General features: G+C 74.6%; 21 protein-coding genes. 6 read left to right on the top strand and 15 right to left on the bottom strand.

From position 1 onward, the window contains the following. Positions 1-15: 15 nt before the first annotated feature. Positions 16-981: a CU044_5270 family protein gene (locus tag NFX44_RS21200; RefSeq protein ID WP_262285307.1), complete on the top strand. Its 966-nt coding sequence runs from the start codon at positions 16-18 to the stop codon at positions 979-981. An 18-nt stretch (positions 982-999) separates the two neighbouring features. On the opposite strand, the gene NFX44_RS21195 is transcribed toward NFX44_RS21200, so the two are convergent. From NFX44_RS21195 to NFX44_RS21185, 3 genes are all read right to left on the bottom strand, one after another. Continuing rightward, complete coding sequence (locus NFX44_RS21195) at positions 1000-2679, bottom strand: long-chain-fatty-acid--CoA ligase (RefSeq protein ID WP_262285306.1); 1680 nt, start codon at positions 2677-2679, stop codon at positions 1000-1002. 123 nt (positions 2680-2802) lie between these two features. After that, positions 2803-2979 (bottom strand): hypothetical protein, encoded by a 177-nt coding sequence (locus NFX44_RS21190; protein WP_262285305.1) that lies wholly within the window; start codon positions 2977-2979, stop codon positions 2803-2805. Between the two features lie 72 nt (positions 2980-3051). Further along, entirely contained in the window at positions 3052-3765 is a 714-nt protein-coding gene (locus NFX44_RS21185; RefSeq protein WP_262285304.1) for a spermidine synthase, read from the bottom strand. 210 nt (positions 3766-3975) lie between these two features. Here NFX44_RS21185 and NFX44_RS21180 point away from each other — a divergent pair, with 210 nt between their 5' ends. Next, positions 3976-4980, top strand: a complete 1005-nt coding sequence (locus NFX44_RS21180) for a zinc-binding dehydrogenase (RefSeq protein WP_262285376.1) — start codon at positions 3976-3978, stop codon at positions 4978-4980. 16 nt (positions 4981-4996) lie between these two features. Here NFX44_RS21180 and NFX44_RS21175 read toward each other — a convergent pair whose 3' ends face one another. From NFX44_RS21175 to NFX44_RS21155, 5 genes are all read right to left on the bottom strand, one after another. Then, a complete protein-coding gene (locus tag NFX44_RS21175; RefSeq protein ID WP_262285303.1) occupies positions 4997-5602 on the bottom strand; it encodes a class I SAM-dependent methyltransferase in 606 nt (201 codons plus the stop codon). Then, entirely contained in the window at positions 5541-6440 is a 900-nt protein-coding gene (locus NFX44_RS21170) for a sulfite exporter TauE/SafE family protein (protein WP_262285302.1), read from the bottom strand. Before NFX44_RS21170 ends, NFX44_RS21175 begins: the two co-directional genes overlap by 62 nt. After that, entirely contained in the window at positions 6437-7036 is a 600-nt protein-coding gene (locus tag NFX44_RS21165) for a rhodanese-like domain-containing protein (protein WP_262285301.1), read from the bottom strand. Before NFX44_RS21165 ends, NFX44_RS21170 begins: the two co-directional genes overlap by 4 nt. 91 nt (positions 7037-7127) lie before the next feature. Next, positions 7128-8528, bottom strand: coding sequence for an MBL fold metallo-hydrolase (locus NFX44_RS21160; protein ID WP_262285300.1), 1401 nt, complete (start codon positions 8526-8528; stop codon positions 7128-7130). 122 nt (positions 8529-8650) lie between these two features. Next, the gene (locus NFX44_RS21155; RefSeq protein WP_262285299.1) at positions 8651-8920 is read right to left on the bottom strand and encodes a metal-sensitive transcriptional regulator; all 270 of its coding nucleotides are present in this window, start codon (positions 8918-8920) and stop codon (positions 8651-8653) included. A 176-nt stretch (positions 8921-9096) separates the two neighbouring features. Between NFX44_RS21155 and eccB the strand changes: the two genes are divergently transcribed. Then, positions 9097-10479 (top strand): type VII secretion protein EccB, encoded by a 1383-nt coding sequence (gene eccB, locus NFX44_RS21150; RefSeq protein ID WP_262285298.1) that lies wholly within the window; start codon positions 9097-9099, stop codon positions 10477-10479. 34 nt (positions 10480-10513) lie between these two features. Here eccB and NFX44_RS21145 read toward each other — a convergent pair whose 3' ends face one another. Genes NFX44_RS21145 through NFX44_RS21125 form a run of 5 tightly spaced genes read right to left on the bottom strand, consistent with a single transcriptional unit; the run spans position 10514 to position 15018 of the window. After that, positions 10514-11119, bottom strand: a complete 606-nt coding sequence (locus NFX44_RS21145; protein WP_262285297.1) for a bifunctional 2-polyprenyl-6-hydroxyphenol methylase/3-demethylubiquinol 3-O-methyltransferase UbiG — start codon at positions 11117-11119, stop codon at positions 10514-10516. A 44-nt stretch (positions 11120-11163) separates the two neighbouring features. Next, positions 11164-11766: a phosphatase PAP2 family protein gene (locus NFX44_RS21140; protein WP_262285296.1), complete on the bottom strand. Its 603-nt coding sequence runs from the start codon at positions 11764-11766 to the stop codon at positions 11164-11166. 35 nt (positions 11767-11801) lie between these two features. Beyond that, positions 11802-12668 (bottom strand): carbohydrate ABC transporter permease, encoded by an 867-nt coding sequence (locus NFX44_RS21135; RefSeq protein ID WP_262285375.1) that lies wholly within the window; start codon positions 12666-12668, stop codon positions 11802-11804. Then, the gene (locus NFX44_RS21130; protein ID WP_262285295.1) at positions 12668-13630 is read right to left on the bottom strand and encodes a carbohydrate ABC transporter permease; all 963 of its coding nucleotides are present in this window, start codon (positions 13628-13630) and stop codon (positions 12668-12670) included. Before NFX44_RS21130 ends, NFX44_RS21135 begins: the two co-directional genes overlap by 1 nt. After that, positions 13627-15018, bottom strand: a complete 1392-nt coding sequence (locus tag NFX44_RS21125) for an ABC transporter substrate-binding protein (RefSeq protein WP_262285294.1) — start codon at positions 15016-15018, stop codon at positions 13627-13629. Before NFX44_RS21125 ends, NFX44_RS21130 begins: the two co-directional genes overlap by 4 nt. A gap of 119 nt (positions 15019-15137) precedes the next feature. On the opposite strand from NFX44_RS21125, the gene NFX44_RS21120 reads away from it, so the two are divergent. The 3 genes from NFX44_RS21120 (at position 15138) to NFX44_RS21110 (ending at position 18429) form a co-directional block, all read left to right on the top strand. After that, positions 15138-16178: a zinc-binding alcohol dehydrogenase gene (locus tag NFX44_RS21120; protein WP_262285293.1), complete on the top strand. Its 1041-nt coding sequence runs from the start codon at positions 15138-15140 to the stop codon at positions 16176-16178. Next, positions 16175-16993 carry a sugar phosphate isomerase/epimerase family protein gene (locus NFX44_RS21115; RefSeq protein ID WP_262285292.1) on the top strand — a complete coding sequence of 273 codons (819 nt, stop codon included), beginning with the start codon at positions 16175-16177 and terminating at the stop codon, positions 16991-16993. Before NFX44_RS21120 ends, NFX44_RS21115 begins: the two co-directional genes overlap by 4 nt. A gap of 77 nt (positions 16994-17070) precedes the next feature. Continuing rightward, positions 17071-18429 carry a hypothetical protein gene (locus NFX44_RS21110; RefSeq protein ID WP_262285291.1) on the top strand — a complete coding sequence of 453 codons (1359 nt, stop codon included), beginning with the start codon at positions 17071-17073 and terminating at the stop codon, positions 18427-18429. A 51-nt stretch (positions 18430-18480) separates the two neighbouring features. Here NFX44_RS21110 and NFX44_RS21105 read toward each other — a convergent pair whose 3' ends face one another. Beyond that, complete coding sequence (locus NFX44_RS21105) at positions 18481-19185, bottom strand: CBS domain-containing protein (RefSeq protein WP_262285290.1); 705 nt, start codon at positions 19183-19185, stop codon at positions 18481-18483. 92 nt (positions 19186-19277) lie between these two features. Then, positions 19278-21419, bottom strand: a complete 2142-nt coding sequence (locus NFX44_RS21100; RefSeq protein WP_262285289.1) for a molybdopterin-dependent oxidoreductase — start codon at positions 21417-21419, stop codon at positions 19278-19280. Positions 21420-21421 lie beyond the last annotated feature (2 nt).

The following is a 21421-nucleotide window of genomic DNA, read 5'->3' as shown; positions in this document are numbered from 1 at the left end:
GACGGAGACGACGCCATGAACACGATCGAGCGGTCACCGCACGACTTCGAGGAGCAGCTCCTCACCGATCTGAAAGAGCACATCGTCCGGCGGTCCGAGGCCGCTGCGGCGCCCCGTCCGGTCGGGCGCCGGATCCGGTTCCCGCGGGGTTGGCGCCTCGCCGGGGCGCTCGGGCTGGCGGTCGCGCTGACCGCCGGTGCCCTGGCGGCGCAGACGATGGGGCTCGGCACCCAGCCACCACCCGCGGCGAGCGCGTCGGAGATCCTCCGGCTGGCGGCCGATGCCGCCCGGCAACAGCCCGAGCTCACCGCCCGACCCGACCAGTACGTGTTCACGGAGGCGCTGGCGACGACGCGGGAGAGGCCGGACAGCGGCCCGTACATCACCACCCGGGTGCAGATGTGGCAGTCGGCCGGGGGAGTCGCGCACCCGCAGGCGCGGTACCGGCCGGAGAACGAACCGAACGGGTGGGGCGAACGGCGCGTGCTCCGCCCCATCGATCCCGCGGACCCCCGCAAGGAGCTGGACGAGCTCCCGTCACCCGCGTACCACGGCGACCTGCCCACCGACCCGGACCGGCTGCTCCGGTACCTCCGGGAACACCCGGTAGACCTGCATCTTTCCGCGGGAGCCGACGAGAGGGCCGTGTACGGGAGCGAGAGCATGCCCTACACCACGGCGCGGTCGGTGCTCGAGGGCTACGTGCCGCCCGGAGCCCTGGCGGCGCTGTTCGAACTACTGGCGCGCGAGCCGGGAGCCGTCGTCATCTCCGGCGACGTGGTGGACGCCGCCGGCCGGCACGGGGTGGCGATCCGCATGCCCGGCGTGATCGGTGGCAACAACGACCTCATCTTCGACCGGAACACCCACGTCTACCTCGGCACCCGCAGGTCCGTGGTGCGCGACGGCAGGGAGTCACCGGAATCGGCCGTCGCGCGACTCCGGGTCGCGATCGTCGACCGGCCGGGCCAACTGCCCTGACCGGTGCCGGACCCGCCCTCAGTCCTCGGCGAGCAGGCGGTCGCGGACCTCGCGGCGGAGGACCTTGCCGATCTGCGAGCGGGGCAGCTCCTCGACCACCACGACCCGGCGCGGCACCTTGTAGCCGGCGATGTGCTGCCGGCAGGCCGAGCGCACCGACTCCGGGACGGCGCCCACCCCCGGGTCCAGCACCACGACGGCCACCACCTCCTCGCCGTCCCCGCTGGGCACGCCGACCGCGGCGGCCTCGCGGACGCCGGGGATCCGGAGCAGCGCCTCCTCCACCTCGGACGGGTAGACGTTGAACCCGCCCGTGATGATGAGTTCCTTGATCCGGTCGACCACGGTGACGAAGCCGTCGGCGTCCATGGTGACCACGTCCCCGGTGCGCAGCCAGCCGCCGGGCAGCAGCACCCGGGCCGTCTCCTCGGGGCGGTTCCAGTAGCCGGCGAACACCTGCGGGCCGCGGACCAGCAGCTCGCCGGCCTCCCCGGGGGCGCGGTCCCGGGTCGGGTCCTCCGGGTCGACGATCCGCACCTCGGTGGACGGGAAGGGCACCCCGACGGTGCCCGGGCGGCGGCTCGGGGCGACCGGGTTGCCCAGCGTGATGGGCGAGGTCTCGGTCATCCCGTAGCCCTCGACGAGCAGGCCGCCGGTCACCGACTCCCAGAGGTCCACGGTGGCCGGCGGGAGGGCCATGGCGCCGGAGATCGCGTACCGGACGGAGGTGAGGTCGACGCCGCGTTCCCGGGCCGCGGCGGCGAGGCGCGCGTAGACCGGCGGGACGGCGGGCAGGAAGGTCGGCGGGCGCCGGCGCGCCGCGTCGAGCACCTGGTCGAGGTCGAAGCGGGGAAAGAGCACCAGGGTGGCCCCGATGCTCACCGCGAAGGTGAGGCAGAGGGTCAGCCCGTAGGCGTGGAACAGCGGCAGCACCGCGTACACCGTCTCGGCGCCGTCGCGCAGGCCGGGCACCCAGGCCCGGCCCTGCGCGGCGTTGGCCCGCAGGTTGCGGTGGGTCAGCACGGCGCCCTTGGGGACGCCGGTGGTGCCGCCGGTGTACTGGAGCAGCGCGGTGTCGGTGGGTCGCGGCGCGAGGTGGTCGGCGGCCAGCGGGGCGGCGCCGGCGACCAGCGCCGGCCAGGAGAGCGCGTCAGGTGCCGGGGCGGTCATGGCGGCCCGGGCGGCGCGGACCTTGGGCAGCGGCAGCCGCAGCGCCCAGCGCTTGAGGCGCGGCAGCGCCCCGGGCAGGTCGACGGCCACGACCGTCTCGACCGCGCCCCGCCCGGCGACCAGCGCCGCCACCTTGTCCCACACCACGGCGACCCGGGCGCCGTGGTCGGTGAGCTGGTGGGCCAGTTCGTCGGCGGTGTAGAGCGGGTTGTGCTCCACCACGACAGCGCCGAGGCGCAGCACCGCGTAGAAGGCGACCACGTGCTGCGGGCAGTTCGGCAGCACCAGCGCGACCCGGTCGCCGGGGCCGACGCCGAGCCGGCGCAGCGCCTCGGCCGCCCGGGCCACCTGGTCGGCCAACTCGGCGTAGGTGGTGGTGGCGCCGTAGAAGTCGAGGGCGACCCGGGGGCCGAAGCGGCGGGCCGCGTCGGTGAGCAGGTCCACCAGCGAGCCGGTCGGCTCGGCGATCTCGGCCGGTACGCCCGGGGCGTAGTTGCGCGTCCAGGGCCGCTGCGCGGTCGCGTCCATCGCCGTCTCTCCTCGCTGCCGGATGACGGCCCTCAGCCTAACTTAACCACCCGGTAACTTACCCCTCAGTAACTTTGCCGGGTTCGTCACACGACGCGACGTGGCGGAGTGGCGCGCGCCCGGTCAGCGGCGGCCGGCGGGCCGGTTCACCACCCGCCGGGTCTTCACGGCGGCCAGGACGATGACCACGACCAGCGCGACCAGGCCGATGATGATCAGCCAGCGGACCGCCTCCAGCAGCAGCCCGAGCAGGATGAGCACGGCGGCCACGACGCCGACGATCCAGAGCAACGCCCGCATGTCATCCTCCCGGGAGTACGGTGGGCCGCCCGCTTTCCCGCTCCGGCTTCCACCATGCCTGCCCGGGGGCGATCACTGCCGGGCGACATACACCGTGTTCGCGGCCTCCCGCCCCTGCAACGGGTTGGGGAAGCGGACGACATGCGCCACCGAGGTCGGGAACACGTCGGTCAGCGTCCGCTGGAAGACCGGGTCGGGCGGGTCGTTCGACCAGAGCGCGAACACCCCTTCCGGGTGCAGCAGCGCGGCCAGCCGGCGCAGCCCGTCCACCGTGTAGAACGCGGCGTGGCTGGGGTGCAGCACCTGGCGCGGGGAGTGGTCCACGTCGAGCAGCACCGCGTGGAACCGGCGCCCCGGCGCCTCCGGATCGAACCCGGTGCCGTCCGCGACCGCCGCGAAGAAGTCCGCCCGGACGAACCGGGTCCGCGCGTCGGCGGCCAGCCCGGCGGCGAACGGCAGCAGGTCCCGGCGGTGCCAGTCGATCACGTCCTCGATCGCCTCGACCACCAGCAGCGAGCGCGCCCGGGGGTCCTCCAGCGCGGTGCGCGCCGTGTAACCGAGGCCGAGCCCGCCCACCACCACGTCCAGGGCCGCCCCGGTCAGCGGCGCCAGCCCGAGCCGGGCAAGTTCGATCTCCGCGACCGGGAAGAGGCTGGACATCAGGAACTCGTCGTCGAGCTTCACCTCGTACACGTCGACGTCGAGCGACGGGTCGCGCCGCCGGCGCAGACTGATCTCGCCGATCGGCGTCTCCCGCCAGGCCAGTTCCTCGAAGCGTGCGCCCACGGGTGTCCTCTCCGCCAGTCCGTCACCGGATGCTACCGGCCGGTCGTTCGAGGGCCCGAGGATATGGGCGGCCCGGCCGTTTTTCCGTGCCTGCCGGCATCGCCGGGCCGGCGACGGGTACGCCGACGGCGACTCCAGCCCCGGCGCGCGTGGCGGGTCGGGGACGTGGCGGGTCGAGGACGCCGGAGAAGGGATACGGACGTGGCGGAGATGCTGGCCGGACGGCTGCACGTGGCCGATCGAGCGCTGCGGATGGAATCGGTGCCGGTGCCCGAGCCGGGACGCGGGCAGGTGCGGATCCGGGTCGCCGCGGCCGGGGTGTGCCTGTCGGACGTGCACCTGATCGACGGCACCCTCACGCCGCTGTACCTCGGCGGGGACGTGGTGACCCTCGGCCACGAGGTCGCGGGCACGGTGGACGCCCTCGGTGACGGGGTGACGGGCTGGCAGCCGGGCCAGCGGGTGCTGCTCCAGGCGGGGGAGCGGGACCGGTTCGGCCTCGTGCTCACCCGCGGCGTCGACTACGACGGCGGCTGGGCCGAATATGCCCTGGCCCGCGAGGACACCCTGCTGCCCGTCCCGGATCTGCTCCCGTTCGAGCAGGCCTGCATCATCCCCGACGCGGTCTCCACGCCCTGGGCGGCGGTGACCGAGACCGCCCGGGTCCGGCCGGCGGAAGCGGTCGCCGTGTGGGGCGTCGGTGGCCTCGGCGCGCACGCGGTGCAGTTGCTGCTGCTGGTCGGCGCGGCCCCGGTGATCGCCGTGGACCCGTTGCCGGCGGCCCGGGACCGGGCGATCGCCCTCGGCGCGGACGTGGCCCTCGACCCGGCGGACGACGGATTCAAGGACGCCGTGCTCGAACTGGTCGGCACCCGGGGCCTCGACGTGGCGTTCGACTTCGCCGGCGTCAACGCGGTCCGCGAGCAGGCCATGACCGTGCTCGGCCGGCACGGACGGCTGGTGCTCGCCGGCATCGCCAACCAGCCGATCAGCATCCCGTCGGACAGCCGGTTCACCTACAACCGGCAGGCGGTGCTCGGCCACTACGGCTCCGAGGCCGAGCATGTCGGGCAGTTGGTCACCCTCACCGGGCTGGGCCGGCTCGACCTGTCCGCGTCCGTCAGCGACGTGCTGCCGCTGGCGGACGCACCGGAGGCGGTGCGCCGGGTGCAGGAGAAGGAGGGGAATCCGATCCGGCTGATCCTGCGGCCCTGACGGGTCGCGGCGCCGGTCAGTCGGGGCGGCTCGCCACGACGACGGTGTCGAGGGCGTCGACCGTGCCCCCGTCGGTGGTGGGCACCGGACGGCGGGCCGTCTCGGCGCGCCGGATGTGCAGCCCGGCCAGCCCGTCGACCACCGCCTCCGGGGTGAGCAGCACGGCCGGGTCCTGCGGGCCACCCGTGCCGCCGGTCAGGTTCGCCAGATCGTGGCCGACCACCACGAGGCTCCCGCCCGGACGCAGCGCCTGCTTGGCCGCGGCCAGCACCGGGGCGAGGTCGCCGGCGGGGAGATGCAGATAGCTGATCAGCACGAGGTCGTAGCTGCCCGGCACCGGCCGGTACGCGGTCACGTCGGCGACCCGCCACTCGACCTGGACGCCCCGGCCGTCGGCCAGCTCGCGGCCCCGGCCGACGGCCACCGGCGAGAAGTCCACCGCGGTGACCCGCCAGCCCTGCTCCGCCAGCCAGACCGCGTTGCGCCCCTCACCCGCCGCCAGGTCCAGCGCGGCGCCGGGGGCGAGCCCGGTGACCGACTCGACCACGAAGCGGTTGGGCTCAGCGCTCCACACCAGCCCCGGTGTGCTCGCGTACCGGGCGTCCCAGGCGCTGCTGTCCACTGTGTCTCCTCCTTCGGCGGCCCCGCGCCGCCATGGTGACCGTACCGGCTCCGGCAAGCGCTCCCAGGGCGAGTCCCGCCAACGGGGGCAGCTGCTGGGCGAGGACGAACACGCCCATCACCACCACGAACCAGCCGAACGACTTGCGCAGGAGGTCCGCGGGGATCTTCCCGGCGAGGCGACCGCCGACGACGCTGCCGACGATGGCGGCGGCGGTGACCGCGAGTGCGAGGCCCCAGTTGATGCTCACGCTGGAGAGGTAACCGGCCAGGCCGGCGAAGGACTTCATCGCGATGACGACCAGGGAGGTGCCGACGGCGACCGGCATCGGCAGGCCGCCGAGCAGGGCCAGGGCGGGCACCACGAGGAAGCCGCCGCCCGCGCCGACCAGGCCGGTCACCAGCCCGACGACGATCCCGTCGAGGATCACCCGGAACACCGGCAGCTCGTGCGGCACCGGCCGGCCCTCGGTGGCGCGCCGGCCCCTGATCATCGCGATCGCGGTGGCCAGCATCATCACCCCGAAGCCGGTGAGCAGGAATCCGGCCGGGACGAACTCCGCCAGCCGGCCGCCGGCGTACGCACCGGTCATTCCGGCGAAGCCGAAGATCAGACCGGTACGCCAGCGGACCCGTCCGGCGCGCGCGTGCGGCAGGACGCCGACGGCGCTGGTGGCGCCGACGACGAGCAGGGAGGTGGCGATCGCCTCCTTGGCCGGCAGGCCGGCGACGTACACCAGCAGCGGGACGGCGAGGATCGACCCGCCGCCGCCGAGCAGCCCGAGGCTCACCCCGATCAGCACGGCCAGGCCGACGGTGAGCAGCAGGGACGCGGTCATGCCCGCTCCCCGTTGCTCTCGCGCAGGTGGCCGACGACGGTGTCGAGGTCACAGCTGGCGCCCCGGTTGTACGGCAGCTTGCTCAGCATCATGCCCATCGCGCAGGTGTTGGTGACCGCGGCGAAGGTGAGACCTGCGCCGATGAACGCGGCGACCCACTTCAGGCCCGGCACGAACACCGAGCCGAGGACGCTGGCCAGGACGATGGAACCGGCGACCAGGCGGACCTGCCGCTCCAGGTCCCAGCGGGGCGCGCCCTGCTTGATCGGCGCGTTCGCCGCCTGCCAGGCGAGCATGCCGCCGTTGAGGATCTTCAGGTTCGGCAGCCCGACCCCGGCCAGCGCCTGCTCGGCCTGGGTGGCGCGGGCACCCGAGCGGCAGATCAGCACCACGTCCTCGTCCAGGTGGTTACGCAGTTCCTCGCGGTGCTCCTTGAGCAGGTCCAGCGGGACGTTGTAGGCGCCGGGGATGTGGACGGTCTCGAACTCAGCCGGGGTGCGCACGTCGAGCAGCCGGGGGGAGCGCCCGGAGTCGATCAGCTCCCGCAGGGTGGTGGCGTCCAGGCTGGCCGGGTGCGTGGTCTCGGAAGTGCTCATATCTCCTCTTCCTGGGGCGAACCGCCGTGGCTGGCGGCAGGGTGGGACGCCGGCCGGCGCGCGGTGGCGCCGGCCGGGACTCGGATACGGGTCAGGCGTTGTCGGCCAGGGCGACGCCCGCCGTCTCGGCCCGATCGAACCTGTCGTCGATGACGACGACCTCGCGACCGGAGTTGGCCAGCAGCGACGCCGCAGCGGTGGCCCGGTAGCCGGAGCCGCAGTGCACCCAGACCACGCCCGCCGGCACGTCGGCGAGCCGCTTGGGCAGGTCGGGAAGCGGGACGTGCACGGCACCCTCGACATGGCCGGCGCGCCATTCGTTGGTCATCCGCACGTCGAGCACGACGTCCGGGGCGGGCAGGCCGGCCGGGGTCTTCCCGGCGCGGGCCGCGGCCAGTGCCGGGAAGCCGGCCATCCGCAGCTCGCGGAGCTGGTCGGGCGTGGCCGCCCACTGCTCGGCCGCGCCGGTGGCCTGCGCTGCCGGCCGGTCGATGCCGATCCGGACCAGCTCGCGCTGCGCGTCGGCGACCTGCTCCGCGGTCTCCGCGAGCAGCGTGATCGGCGTGCCCCAGTCGATCAGCCAGCCGAGCCAGGTCGACATCGGGCCGTCCAGCGCGAGACTGACCGTGCCGGCCAGGTGCGAGGCCGCGTACGCCTTGCGGTGCCGCAGATCCACCACCCACTCTCCGGCGGAGATCCGGTCGCGGAGCTGGGCCGCGTCGGCCCGGGCGACCGGGGTGAGGTCGACCGGTGCCGGCCCGGCGCCGTTCGCTACGCCCATGTGGGCGTAGTACGCCGGGTAGGCGTCCAGACCGGCGAGGGTCTGGCTGACGAACTCGTCCGCGGCCAGTCGCAGCACTGCGTTGGCCTGCTTCTCGCGCCCGATGGTCGAGTCGGGGGCGTCGGCCTGGCTGGCCGAGCAGAAGCTGCCGAAGCCGTGCGTCGCCCACACCTGAGCGCCGTCGGGCAGCAGGTCGGCCAGCCGCCGCGCCGAGGCGTGCTGGCGGTGAGCCAGCTCGTGGGCGTGCTCCTGGCCGAGCAGGTCGGTGCGTCCGGTGGTGCCGAACAGCAGCGAGCCGCCGGTGAAGACGCCCGCCGGCTGCCAGCCACCGTCGATGGCCTCGTCGAGGACGTACGACAGGTGGTGGAACGTGTGGCCGGGGGTGGCGACCACGCGGAGCCGGAGCTTGTCGGAGACGGGCATGGTGTCGCCGTCGGTGACCGGAATCCGGTCGAAGGCGACCTCGTCGCCGGCGGCCACCAGGTAGTGGGCGCCGGTGATCCGGGCGAGTTCCAGGCCGCCGGAGACGTAGTCGTTGTGCAGGTGCGTCTCCACCACGTGGGTGATCCGCACGCCCCTGGCGCCGGCCAGGTACAGGATGCGGTCGATGTCCCGCTGCGGGTCGACCACGATGCCCACCCGGCCGTCCGAGGCCAGGTAGCTGCGGTCGCCGAGCGAGGACGTCGCGATCACGGTCACGTCCGTTGCCATCGGTGCTCCCTCCTTGCCCATATACCCCCGGGGGTATATGGGAGACAGACGTCCGCCCGGGTTCGGGCGCGAAATACCCGCCCACGCGCCGATCAGGCCACGCGGGCGGTGGTGTGTTTCGGTCAGGCCAGGGCGAGGAAGAGCTTCTCCAGCTCCTCCTCCGTCATCTCCGGCTCCTCGCCCCGGTCGCGGGCGGTGCCGCAGTGCCGCATGCCGGAGGCGATGATCTTGAAGCCGGCCCGGTCGATCGCCTTGGAGACCGCGGCGAGCTGGGTCAGGGCGGCCCGGCAGTCCTCCCCGTTCTCGATCATGTCGATGACGGCGTTGAGCTGGCCGCGGGCCCGCTTGAGCCGGGTCAGGGCGTCGCCGGTCATCTCGGGTCGAAGTTTCACCGTGCACCTCCTGGAGGCAAACATACCCCCGGGGGTACCCGGTCCGCCACCCGGTCTGCGGGGTCACTCCACCCGGCCGCCGGCCGGCCGAGGCGCCCGGCGGACACGGAGGGTCCCCGGGAGATCGACGGAGCGCTTATCCTGTGCGCCGACGATCGCTCTCGGGAAGGGGCCCGATGCCGTCCCGGCAGGACCAGCTCCACTCCTACCAGTTCACCGTCCAGCGGGCGGTCGCCGCCCTGGTGATGCGGGAGACCGACCCCGCGCAGTCGCCGTTCCGGCGGCTGGCCGGCGCCGGCCTGGCCAGCGTGCTGGTCGCCGTGATCGCGCTCGGCGGGGTCGCCCTCTACGGACTGTTCGCCGGGGGCGGCAGCGCCTGGCGTGACACGGGCGCGGTGATCGTCGAGAAGGAGTCCGGCGCGCGGTTCGTCTACCGGGAGGAGAAGCTGCACCCGGTCCTCAACTACGCCTCGGCGCTGCTGGTCATCGGGGCGGAGCGGCCGAAGACCGTGCTGGTCTCCCGCCGCTCCATCGAGGGCGTGCCGCGCGGCCTGCCGCTCGGCATCGCCGACGCTCCCGACTCGCTGCCCGCGCCGGGGCGGCTCACCGGCGGGGCATGGACGGTCTGCTCGGTCACCGCCGCCGAGGCGGGCCGCACGGAGGTCCGTTCGGCGCTGCTGGTCGGGCGGGGCCCCACCGGCGGCCGGCCCCTCGGCGACCAGGGCCTGCTGCTGCGCCACCCGGACGGCACCCTGCACCTGCTCTGGCATGAGCGGCGCTTCCTGCTCCGGGACACCGACCGGGTGCTCGCCGCGCTGGCCGCCACCCGGGAACGGGCGGTGCCGGTGGCCCCGGCGCTGCTCAACACGGTGCCGGCCGGCGCCGACCTGGCGCCGCCCCCGCTGCGCGACCTGGGCACCCCGTCCGAGCGGGTCGCCGGCGCGACCGTCGGCGACGTCTACCTGGTCCGCAACTCCGGGGGCGGCCGGCAGTACGCGGTGGCCGGGCGGACCGGCCTGGCCGGCATCACCGAGTTGCAGGCGGCCCTGCTGCTCGCCCGCACCGGCCAGGGCGACCCGGAACCGATCACCCTGGGCCGGTTCGCCGCCCTGCCGAAGCTCCCCGATCTGGTGCCCACCGGGCCGACCGCCCCGCCCGCCGTCCCGCCCGCGCTGGCCACGGTGGAGGGCGGCGCGCTCTGTGCCAGCGCCGGGGACGACACCGGCGTACGCGAGGTCCGGCTCGGCGCCACCCCGCCGGACCTCTCCGCGGCCGCGCGGACGCCGGCCGGTCGGGGCGGGCTGGCCGACCAGGTGGTGGTCGAGCCGGGGCGGGGTGCGCTCGTCGAGTCGGTCGCCGCTCCCGGCGCCACCGGCGGGGCGGTCTGCGTGGTCACCGACCTCGGCCGGCGCTACGCGCTGGCCGGTGCGGACGTGCCCGGCATGCTCGGCTACGCCGGGGTGCGTCCGGTCCGGCTGCCGGCGGGCCTGGTCAGCCTGGTGCCGGCCGGCAGCCCGCTCGACCCGGCCGCCGCCCGCGCGGTCGCCGCGCCGGCGTGAGGCCGGCCCGCGGCGGAAGCAGCGCCGGGACGGCTCAGGCGGCCGACTTGCGGAACACGGTCACCGCGAACTCCGCGTCGTCGTGCCAGGGGCGCAGGTCCCAGGTGGCGAAGCGGTGTTCGAGGCGGAGCCCGGCGGCCACCGCGTCGGCGTCCAGCCCGGTGAGCGGGTAGCCGCGGTCGGTGCCGAAGCCGACCACCACGACGCCGTCCGGCCGGACATGCGCGGCCACGCGGGTCAGCACGGCGCGCTCGGTGCCGGGGGCGACGAACGCCATCACGTTGCCGGCCACCACGGCCGCGTCGAACGGCTCGGGCTCGTCCTGCGCGGCCAGGTCCAGTTCGGCCAGGTCGGCGACCAGGAAGCGCGGGCCGGGGTGGTCGGTGCGGGCGGCGTCGATCAGCACCGGGTCGGCGTCGACGCCCACCGCGGTGTGGCCCCGGGCGGCCAGCGCGGCGGCCACCCGCCCGGTGCCGCAGCCGGCGTCCAGGACCCGCGCGCCGGGCGCGACGAGCGCGTCCAGCAGCCGGGCCTCGCCGGCCAGGTCCGCCCCTTCGGCGGCGAGTTGGCGGAACCGGTCGACGTACCACTGCGAGTGGCCGGGCTTCGTGTCGGTCACCCAGCGGGTCGGCTTGCCCATGCCGCCCACGGTAGCTGATCTTGTGAGAGCCCGGCGGGGGAACCTCAGCCCAGCGCCAGGAAGGCGCCGGCCGCGAGCGGGGCGCCGGTGACCGCGCCGGCGACCACCTGCGGCCAGGTGTGGTCCCGCAACACCACCCGGGACCAGCCGACCGCGGCCACCAGCAGCCAGCCGGCGTGCAGCGTCGGGCCGAACAGCAGCACCAGGACGGTGGTGGTGGCGGCCGCGACCGCGCTGTGGATGCTCAGCTTCCACCAGTGGTTCGCCAGGGTGCAGGCCACGCCGACCACGAAGATCACCACGATCACGGCGAACAGTTCGGCCGGGGCGCGCAGCGCGGCCAGCAGGGCCATGCCGAGCGCCACCGAGGCCAGGCCGGTCAGCAGCGGGCGGGCCCGCTGGGTGTGGTCGCCGACGTGCCGGTCGGTGAGCCGGCCACGGCGTACGCCGTGGACGATCACGCCGACCGGGATCACCGCGCAGAACAGCAGGGCGGTGCCGGCCCAGAGCAGGAACTGCTGCGGGGAGTGGCTGACCCGGGCGGCCGCCACCAGCGGCAGGGCGGTCACCAGGACGCCCGGCGCGAGCACCTCGGTGATCAGCCGGGCCAGCCGCCCGCTGACCGTCCGTTCCCGGGTCGCCCGCACCGGGCCATCCTGGTGGAGCCGTCCGCCAAGGTCAACTATCCCTTCTCCGCGCCGCTGGTGAGGCCCTCGGTGAGCAGCCGCTCGCTGGCGAAGAAGAGGATCACGATCGGCAGGGTGAGGATCACCGAGCCGGCCATCAGCACCGTCTTCGGCACCTCGACACCGTCGGAGAGCAGCGACAGGCCCAGCGACACGGTCCACCGGTTGGGCCGGTCGACCAGGAAGAGCAGCGCGAAGAGGAACTCGTTCCAGGCGATCATGAAGTCGTAGAGCGCGACCGCCATCACCGACGGCGCGGCGAGCGGCAGGCTGACCCGGCGGATGATGCCGAGCCGGCCGGCCCCGTCGATCGCCGCTGACTCCTCCAGGCTGACCGGGATCGTCTCGAAGTAGTTCTTCAGCATGTAGACCGAGACCGGCAGGGTCTGCGAGATGTAGACCAGCACCAGCCCGACCAGCGACCCGCGGAGCCCGGCCCGGGTGAACACCACGAAGAGCGGGATCGCGATGACGATCGACGGGAACAGGTAGACCGCCAGGAACAGCGCGCTGACCTGCCGCCGGCCGAAGAACCGCAGCCGGGACACCGCGTACGCGCCGGGGATGGCGATCACCAGGGTGAGCGCGGTGGCGGCCAGCGCCACGATGCCGCTGTTGCGGATGAAGGTGAGGAAGCCCTGCCCGCCGTCCTCCACGGACTTCAGCACCTCGGCGTAGGTGGCGACGGTCAGCTCGCCGAACGGCACGACCAGCGAGCCGGGGTCGAGCAGCAGCCGCTCGATGGGGCGCACCGAGAGCACCAGCATGTACCAGAACGGCAGCAGCGTGACCAGCAGGAAGGCGGTGATCACCAGCCGGCGCAGCCAGCGCAGGCTCACCGTCTCGATCCGGTCCCGGTCCATCACGCCCCCTCCCGTCGGCCGCTGAAGAAGCGCAGGTAGATCGCGACGAAGACGATCAGCACCACGGCCAGCACGACCGCCTGCGCCGCGGCCGCGCCGATGTCGGTCCGCGCGGTGAGGAACTGGTAGACCCGGACGCTGACCACCTCGGTGCCGGCCGAGCCCCCGGTGAGCAGGTAGACGTCGTCGAACTTGTTGAAGGTCATGATGAACCGGAGCACCCCGATCAGCGCGATCACCGGCATGAGCTGGGGCAGCAGGATGTGCCGGAAGCGCTGGGTCGGGGTGGCGCCGTCGACCCGGGCCGCCTCCTCCAGCTCGCCCGGCACGGCCTGGAGCCGGGCCAGCAGGAACAGGAAGGCGAACGGGAAGTAGCGCCACGCCTCGAACGCGATGACCGTCCAGAGGGCGGTGGACTCCTGGGACAGGAACGGCACGGGCTCGTCCCAGCCGAGGAACCGGCGGCCCCAGTCGTTGACGAAGCCGAGCTGCGGGTCGAGCATCACCTGCCAGACGAACGTCATGGCGACCACCGGCGCCACGTACGGCAGCAGCATCGATGCGCGGACGATCGTGCGGCCCCGGAACGGCCGGCGGACCACCAGCGCCGCCACCAGGCCGACCAGGATGGAGCCGACGGTCCCGCCGGCGCTGTAGAGCACGGTGGTCCAGAGCGTGTCGGCGAATCCCGGGGTGTGCAGCACCCGGTCGACGTTGTCCAGGGTCAGCTCGCCGAAGAGGCCGGTCCGGCGCAGGGTGGCGAGGCGTACCCGCTGGAAGGCCAGCACCACGGTCCACACGATCGGTATGCCGATCACCGCGACCACGACGAGCAGGGTCGGGGCGACCAGCGCGAGCCCGGCGCGGGACTCGCGGCGGCGCAGGGTGAGCGGGCGTCGGCCGGGCCGGCGGGGCCGCTCCCCGGTAGGGGAGCGGCCGGCCTCCGGCGCGGTGGTGGTCAATTCACGCCCTTGGCGATCGCGTCGACGTCCTTCTTCGCCCGCTCGGCGGCGGCCCGGGCGTCGGACTTCCCGCCGATCACGTCGGCGAGCGCCTTGGGCACCGGCAGCTCGCCGAGGATCGCCCCGACCAGCTTGCCCTGACCCTGGGTCAGCCCCCAGCGCTGGAAGGTGTCCGGGCTCTTGCGCAGGGTGGCGAGCACGTCGTCGCCGTAGACCGCCGACAGCGGCTGCTTGCGGTCCACCCCCGCCTGGCTGGTGTTCCAGGCGGTGAGGAACTTCTGCTTGTCCTCCGCCGTGCCGGTGCGCACGGGGAAGCGCCCCTCGGGGGACATGCCGAACCAGCGCGGGTAGCCGTCGGAGAGCATGTACTCCACGAAGGACGATGCGGGGTCGCTCGCGCCGTCGAGCACCGCCCAGGAGCTGATCTCGCCGTACTGGGCCGGCTCGGCGCCGTTCGGACCCTTGATCGCGGTGACGAAGCCGCTGTTCTTCGCCAGCCAGGCCGGGTCGGACTGGCACTGCGGGCAGGTCGGCTTGGCGTCGTTACGCAGCCCGGCCAGCTCGTCGAGGATGAACGGCGACCAGATCAGCATGGCCGCCTTGCCGGCGAAGTAGGTGGCCCGGGTGGTGTCCACGTCCTGCGCGCCCTTGACCGAGTTGTTCCGCATCAGGTCGCCGTAGAAGCGGAACGCCTCGACGCACTCGGCGGAGTCCAGCGTGACCTTGCCGGCGTCGTCGGTGAGCTGGCAGTTGTTGGCCAGCGCGAGGTGCTCGAAGGTCTGCTGGGTGAAGACGTCACCGGGGGCGGTCGCGGCGGTGATGCCGGCGACGCCGCCGGTGTTCAGCTTCGCCGCCGCGGCGGCGATCTTCTCGTACGTGTCGGGGGCGGACAGGCCCGCCGCCGCGAACAGGTCCTTGCGGTAGACCAGCAGCTGGCCCCACCCGTCGCTGGGCACGGCGAGCTGCTTGCCGTCCTCGCTGGTCAGTTCGAGGGCGCGCGGGGAGAACGTGTCCCGGCCGAGCTTCTCGACGACCTTCTTGTTGGCGTCCGGCTCCAGCAGGTCGTTGCCGGACAGCGTGCGCACCCCGGCCAGGGAGACCGAGCCGACCACGTCGGGCAGGTCGCCGGCGGCGGCACTGGAGGCGATGAGGGAGGGGAACTGGTCCTCGTTGACGGTGACCAGGTTGACCTTGACGCCGGTCTTGGCGGTGTAGTCCGCGATGATGGCCTTGGTGGCGCTCACCCGGTCCGCCACGTCTTCCAGGCTCCACACTGTTATCTGAGAACTGTCGGATTTCGGCTCGTCGTCACCGCAGGCCAGCAGGGTTGTCCCGGCAAGTGCCATGATCAGGGTGGGGGCGAGGATCCGCATCGAGGGTGATGGCATCGGTGGCACTCCTCTCGAAGGGTACATCAGGGATTTAACGCTCTCGATTGATCAATTACAAGACAATTACCAATATTTCGGTTTAGAATTGGCTCCGGCACTTTCCTCGGAGCGACGCCATGGCCAACTGGGTTGTCTCTCTGGCCGGGCCCCGGCGGGTGAGCCTGGAGCCCTGCCCCCCGGACCCGCTCGGCCCGGGCCAGGTCCGCGTCCGCACCTGCTACTCCGGGATCTCCGCCGGCACCGAGCTGACCCTCTACCGGGGCAGCAATCCCCGGCTCAGCAAGGACTGGGACGACGCCACCCGGATGTTCGTGCCCCGGCAGGCCGCGCCCGCGTACCCCGTGGTGGGCTTCGGCTACGAGGAGGTCGGCGAGGTCGTCGAGGTCGCGCCCGACGTCGCCGACCGCCGGCCCGGGCAGGTCGTCTGGGGCATCTGGGGGCACCGCGCCGAGGCCGTGCTGGCCGCCGGCGCGGTCACCCCGCTCGCCCCCGGGCTCGACCCCCTGGCCGCCGTCTTCGCCCGCCCCGGCGCCATCGCGCTGACCGCCGTGCTCGCCGGCGACCTGCACCTCGGCGACTGGGTGGGTGTCTTCGGCCAGGGGGTGATCGGGCTGCTCGGCACCCGACTCGCCGTCCTCTCCGGAGCCCGGGTGGTGGCCGTCGACCGGGTACCGGACCGGCTCGCCCACGCCACCCGGCTCGGCGCCCGCCGGGTGGTCGACGCCACCGTCGACTCCGCCGCCGCCGCGCTGCACGCGGCCACCGGCGGCCGCGGCGCGGACGTCTGCCTGGAGCTGTCCGGGTCGTACCCGGCGCTGCACGAGGCCATCCGCGCCACCACCCACGCCGGCCGCGTCGTGGCCGCCGGCTTCTACCAGGGATACGCCCACGGGCTGGGGCTCGGCGAGGAGTTCCACCACAACCGGATCCAGCTGGTGGCGGCCCAGATCTCCGGGTCCGCCCCCGCGCCCGGCACGGCCGGCCGGTGGACCGGGACCCGGATCGCCCACACCTTCATGGACCTGGTGGCCGAGGGCAGCGTCGACCCGCTGCCGCTGGTGAGCCACGTCGTCGACGCGGGCGCGGTGGCCGACGCGCTGGCGTTGCTCGACCGCGGTGACGGTGACGCCCTCCAAGTGGTGCTGAGGTTCCCATGACCATCCCCCTGGCCTGCCAGGAGCAGTTGCTCCCCGGCGCCGGCCTGTCCGAGAAGTACGCCCTCGCCGTCTCCCTCGGCTACCAGGGCATCGAGCTGCGCGGCCGGGGTGACCTGGCCCTGGCCCGGCGGCTGCCGGAGCTGCGCCGCGCCCGCGCCGAGGGCGTGGTCATGCCGACCGTCTGCGTCGAGATGGACCACTTCATCGGCGACTTCGACCCCGCGCGCTCCCGGGACGCCGTGCGCAACCTGCGCTCCCAGCTCTCCGTGATCGCGGAGCTCGGCGGGATCGGCGCCATGACCCCGGCCGCCTGGGGGATGTTCTCCCGCCGGCTGCCGCCGTTCGAGCCGCCCCGCCCGCCCGAGGGCGACCGGCGGGTGCTCGTCGACGCCCTGGGCCAGCTGGGCGAGCACGCCCGCGCCGAGGGGGTCACCCTCTTCCTGGAACCCCTCAACCGGTACGAGGACCACATGGTCAACCGGCTCGACGAGGCGGTCGCCCTGTGCCGTGCCGTCGGGCTGCCCTCGGTCCGGGTGGTCGCCGACACCTACCACATGAACATCGAGGAGGACGACGCCTGCGCGGCGCTGCGGGCGGCCGCGCCGTACCTGGGGCACGTGCAGGTCAGCGACTCCAACCGGCACCAGCCGGGGGCGGGGCACCTGGACTGGCCGAGGCTGCTGGCCACCCTGGACGGGATCGGCTACCCCGGCTGGCTGGCACTGGAGTGCCGGCTGCGCGGCGAACCCGTCGCCGCCCTTCGCCAGGCCGCCACCGTCCTCGCTCAGGCCCGGCCACGGCGGGCGGCGGCGTGAGCGAGCGGAGCGAGCGAGCCATGGGGCGCGGTAGCGCGGCGCCTCGCGTCCGTGCGGAGCGACAGCGAGGCGGCGGCGTGAGCGCCCCCGGCGGCGCGGCCCGGGTGCGGCCCGGCGGTCCCGGTGACGCAGAGCGGGCCGCCCGGCTGCGCCGGCTCGCGCTGGCCACGCTGGACGCCAACTGGGAACACGACCACACCGTGCCCTCCCGCACGCTCTATCCGCACCAGTGGAGCTGGGACTCGGCGTTCATCGCGGTCGGGCTGGCGCACGTCCGCCCGGACCGGGCCTGGCGGGAACTGCGCACCCTGTTCGCCGCGCAGTGGGCCGACGGGCGGGTGCCGCACATCGTGTTCAACCCGGCGCTGCGGGTCGGCGCGTACTTCCCCGGGCCGGAGTTCTGGGACTCGGCCCGGGCCGACGGCGCCCCGGCGGCGGCCACCTCGGGGATCGTCCAGCCGCCGGTGCACGCCCCGGCCGCCTGGCTGGTGCACCGCCGCGCTCCCTCCGCGGCGTCCGTGGCCGCCTTGCGCTGGCTCTACCCGCGGCTGGTCGCCCAGCAGCACTACCTGACCGGCCGGCGGGACGTCGGCGGGGGCGGGCTGGCCGCCGTCGTGCACCCGTGGGAGTCCGGCCTGGACAACAGCCCCGCCTGGGACGCCCCGCTGGCCGCGGTGCCCGCCGACGAGGCGGTGCTGCGGGCGTACCGGCGGCACGACACCGCGCACGCCGACGCGGCGCACCGCCCCACCGACCTGGACTACGCGCGCTACGTGGCGCTCGTGGACACCTACCGGGCCGGCCGGTACCGGGACGAGGGGCTGCTCGACCGGCAGCCGTTCCTCGTGGAGTGCCCCCTGTTCAACGCGGCGCTCGGGGTCTCCGAGCAGGCCCTCGCCCGGATCGCCACCGTGGTGGGCGCCGACCCCGGGCCGCACCGGGACCGCGCGGCGCGGATCACGCAGGCCCTGGTCGACCGGCTCCACGACCCGGTGACCGGCACCTTCCGGCCGCGCGACGTCCGGGCCGACCGGCTCGTCCCGGCCCGCACGGTGCTCGGGCTCATGCCGCTGATCCTGCCCGACCTGCCGGCCCACCAGGTGCGGGCGCTGCTCGCCGAGGCGTGCTCGCCCCGGTTCGGTCTGGCCGCCCGGATGGACCGGCCGCTGCCCACCCACGACCGCACCGCGCCGGACTTCGAGCCGCTGCGCTACTGGCGCGGCCCGAGCTGGGTGAACACCGGCTGGCTGCTGTGGCGGGGGCTGCGCGCCCACCACCGCCCCGACCTGGCCGCCGGGCTGCACGAGTCGCTGCTGAACCTCGTCGACGGTGCCGGCTCCCACGAGTACTTCCACCCGGACACCGGCGCGGGGCTCGGCTCCCCGGCGTTCAGCTGGACCGCCGCGCTGGTGCTGGACGCCCTCGCCGAGAGCTGAGCCGCCGGCGTCGCCCGGGGGACGGCGACGCCGGCGGCCCGGCCGCGCGGATCAGGCGATGCCGGCGGGGGTGCCGCCACCGGCCCGCAGCGCGGCCATCGGGGCGTCGTCGATCGCGTAGCCGAGCGCGTCGACCACCTCGACCACGCCGCTGACCTGACCGGCCAGCCGCAGCGCCAGGCGCACGGTGGACCAGCGGTCGAGCTGCCCGGTCAGCGTGACCACGCCGCCGTCCACCGCCACGTCCACCACGCCGTCGGGCACGCCGAGGGTCCGGCGCAGCACCTCCTCGCGCACGTCCCGCGCGATGTCGGCGTCCGGGCGCAGGTGGACCTTGAGCAGGTCTCCACGGGTCACGATGCCGACCAGCCGGCCCAGGTCGTCGACGACCGGCAGCCGCTTCACCCCGCGGGCGTCCATGCTCCGGGCCGCCTCGACCAGCGACGCGTCCGGCGTGACGGTGACCGGGGGAGCGGTCATCAGGTCGGCGGCCAGGGTCGCGCCGGCCTTGGCCCGCGCCTCCCGCCGGTGCCGGTCGGGGAGGATCCGTCGCTCCCGCGGCTGCCCCAGCAGCTCCACCTTGTACATGAGGTCGGCCTCGGAGACCACTCCGACAACCCGCCGGGCCTCGTCCACCACCGGCGCCGCGGTGACCCGCCGGCCGGTCAGCACGTCCACGACCTCCCGGTACGCGGTGTCCTCCCGTACCGTCGCGACGTCGGTGGTCATCACGTCCTGCACCTGCCACGTACGCATGGCGACCTCCCTCTTCCGTCCTGAACGCTACGGACGGGCGGCGGGCGGCAGCAGGGGCGCAGGGACCCTGTCGGCGGGCCGGAAGTCCCGGCTCAGCCGGCCGGCACCGCCGCCGGGTCGGCGGCGGCGGCCGGCGCCGGCACGGCCGCCGCGTCGGCCGGCGGCTCGGGGATCAGCAGCTCCGCCGGCACCGGCTCGACCTCGACCCGGCAGTCGTGGAACGTCGGCGCCTCGCCCAGGTCGGTGTCGCGCACCGCGGTGACCGCGTTGACGGTGGCCCGGCCCGGGCTCAGCCGCGCCCAGTACGCCTTGTACGTGAACGCCAGCCCCGGTCGGGTCGCCCCGTCGACGGCGACCGCCGCGAGGAACGCGCCCCGGTCGTTGCGCACCCGCACCGCGTCGCCGTCGGCGAGCCCGCGCGTCGCCGCGTCGTCCGGGTGCAGGTGCACCCGGGGCGGGCCGGTCCGCCGCGTGTGCCAGGGCAGCGACGCGAAGGTGGAGTTCATCAGGAACCGGCCCGCCGGGGCGATCAGCACCAGCGGGAACCGGCGGGCCAGCTCGGTGTCGGCCGCCTCCACGGGCGGGGTGTGCCCGGGCAGCGGGTCCACCCCGAGCCGGGCCAGCGCCGGGTCGAGCAGCCGGGCCCGGCCGTCCGGGGTGGGGAAACCGCCGGCGGCGAACGGGGCCGCGCCCACCGGCACCCCGGTGGCCCGAACGTACGTTTGCTCGCGCAGCTCCTCGAAGCTGACCGGCGTGCCGGCCAGCAGCTGCCGGGCCAGGTCCTCGTCGCTGTCGGAGAACCGGGGGTGGTCGATGCCGAGCGCCGCGGCGATCCGCCGGAAGATCTCGGTGTTCGGCAGGGCCTCCCCGGGCGCCCGGGTGACCGGCAGGTTCAACGTCGTGTAGTGGTGGCCGTAGGAGGAGTGCAGGTCGAGGTGCTCCGGCTGCATGGTCGCCGGCAGCACCACGTCGGCGTAGTCGCAGGTGTCGGTCCAGCGCTGCTCCAGCACCACCGTGAACAGGTCGGCGCGGCGCAGGCCGGCGAGGAGCCGGTTCTGGTCCGGTGCCGTGGCGGCCGGGTTGGCGTTGAACACCACCAGCGAGGTCACCGGCGGGTCGGCCTCCCCGGTGAGCACGGTCGCCAGCCGGCTCATGTTCACCGACCGGGCGGCCGGGGCCGGCATGCCGGGCGGCCGGACCACCGGGCCCTCGTCGATCGGGTGGTGCCCGCTGGTCGACACGAGGGCGCCGCCGCCCGGGTACCGGAAGTCGCCGGTGACCAGCGGCAGCGCGCAGATCGCGCGGATCGCCTGGCCGGCGCCGTGGTGCCGTTGCAGGCCCAGCCCGACCCGGACGGCGGTGGGTCGGGTGGTGGCGATCCGCTCGCCGAGCCGGCGGACCACCTCGACGGGCAGGCCGCACTCGGCGGCGGCCCGCTCCACCGGCCACTCGTCGAGCCGGGCGGCCAGCTCGGGCCAGCCGACGGTGTGCGCGGCCAGCCACTCCTCGTCGGCCGCGCCGGCGTCGCGTACGTGCCGCAGGAGCCCGAGCGCGAGGGCCGCGTCGGTGCCGGGCAGCGGGGCGACGTGCTCGTCGCTGCGGGCCGCGGTGTCGGTGCGCAGCGGGTCGATGGTGACCAGGTACGCGCCGCGCTCCCGGGCCTGCTGCACGAACGGCCACAGGTGCAGGTTGGTGGCGAGCGGGTTGGCGCCCCAGAGCACGATGAGCTTCGCGGCCACGATCGACTCCGGCTCGAAGCCGACCGAGCCGCCGTAGATCGAGCGCAGCGCCGCGCTGGCCGCGCCCGTGCAGATGGTGGTGTCCAGCCGGGACGCACCCAGGTGCGCGAAGAGCCGCTGGCCCATCGTCCAGCCCTGCACGTGGCCCATGGTGCCGGCGAAGTAGTAGGGCAGCACGGACTCCGGGCCGTCCCGTTCGATGCTCGCGCGCAGCCCGGCGGCCACCCGGTCGACCGCCTCCGCCCAGCTCGCCGGCCGGTACGCGACCCGCCCGGCGCCCTTCGGGCCGGTGCGCACGTAGGGGGTGGTCAGCCGGTCGGGGCCGTTGACCGCGTCGAGGTAGCGGTTGACCTTGCCGCAGAGCGCGCCCCGGGTGAACGGGTGCTCGCGGTCGCCGCGCAGCGCGACGGCCCGGCCGTCGGAGACCGTGAGTTGCCAGACGCAGGTGTCGGGGCAGTCCAGCGGGCAGGCGCCGGGATGGGTGGTGCGGGCCATGC

The sequence above is a fragment of the Micromonospora sp. MA102 genome, assembly GCF_025460765.1.
GTDB lineage: Bacteria > Actinomycetota > Actinomycetes > Mycobacteriales > Micromonosporaceae > Micromonospora > Micromonospora halotolerans.
Note: the sequence above shows the minus strand (reverse complement) of the source record. Positions and strands in the feature narration are given on the sequence as shown.